General features: G+C 60.4%; 2 protein-coding genes. Both read right to left on the reverse strand.

Annotation, left to right across the window (positions count from 1 at the left end; translation table 11 throughout):
• Window positions 1-14: 14 nt before the first annotated feature.
• The gene (locus IEY70_RS20805) at window positions 15-866 is read right to left on the reverse strand and encodes an IS3 family transposase (protein ID WP_189066935.1); all 852 of its coding nucleotides are present in this window, start codon (window positions 864-866) and stop codon (window positions 15-17) included.
• Between the two features lie 23 nt (window positions 867-889).
• On the reverse strand, window positions 890-1178 hold a 289-nt coding region (locus IEY70_RS20810; protein ID WP_229778141.1), incomplete at its 5' end, for a transposase.

Consider the following 1178-nt stretch of genomic DNA (forward strand, 5'->3'; position numbering starts at 1 on the left):
TCGTCTTCCCTTTTTCACCCGGTGGTCGGGATGACGGCCGCATGTGCGGTGTCCTGCCCGCACATGGGGACGGCAGGCCGGCCACCGGCCTCCCTGGCCCACTCATCCGGCGTCCGGTAGCCCAACGACGAATGAGGCCGACCAGTGTTGTAAAACGTGCGCCAGGACTCCAGAACCACCTGAGCATGCAGCACCGAGTAGAACACTTCCAGATTCAGGCATTCCTCCCGGAGTCGTGAATGGAAGCTCTCGGCAAACCCGTTCTGCCACGGTTTCCCCGGTTCAATGAAGCGAGTACCGATGTTCTGCCCCTGCAGCCAGATGCCCAGATCCCGGGCGATGAACTCCGGTCCGTTGTCACTCCGAATGAACGCAGGTGCCCCACGGACGCGGATGATGTCCTGCAGGGCGTCTTTCACGTCTTCGGACGTGAAAGACGCGGCCACACGCAGGACCAGCGACTGCCGTGTCCATTCGTCCGTGACGGTCAGGATCTTCAGCACATCGCCGCCAAGGGTTTGATCGAAGACGAAATCGTACGTCCAGACGTGGTTCGGCCCCTCTGCTTTCATCGGAATCGTAGCGCCAGTACGGATTTTCCTGGCGACCCTGGTCGTGACGGTGAGTGCTTCCTGATGCCAGATGCGCTGCACGCGTTTCCTGTTGATCCGTTGCCCTTCCTGTACCAGCAGGGCGTGGATGAAGCGGTACCCACGTCTTGGATGCAGGAGCGCCAGTTCACGGATCCGCTGCGTCAGGGCGTTGTCCTGACGGGGTTTGGGACGGTAATGCCAGGACGACTTGGGGAGCCCCGCCAGGAAGCAGGCCCGCTGTGATCGGACGCGGGCGGCGATCAGTTGTTGCACAACTGATCGCTTCTCAGCGAGGGTCAGCGCTTTTTTGCGATGACCTCCTTCATGCCTTCGAGCTCGAGGCGCTGCTGACCGACGATGCGGAGAAGTCGGGCGTTTTCCTTTTCCAAGTGGCGAAGCCGTTTGGCTTCGTCGGGGGTCGTATCACCGTACTTCTTTCGCCAAGCGTAGAAGGAAGCGGGGCTGCACCCGAAGTCGCGACAGAGCTCCTCGACAGATTTATCGCCTTTTTGAGCGTCTTGGAGCAGCTGGATGATCTGGGCCTCGGTGAACTGACGGGTTTTCATAGGTGACCTCTCTTTCCAG

The organism is Deinococcus seoulensis (assembly GCF_014648115.1).
GTDB lineage: Bacteria > Deinococcota > Deinococci > Deinococcales > Deinococcaceae > Deinococcus > Deinococcus seoulensis.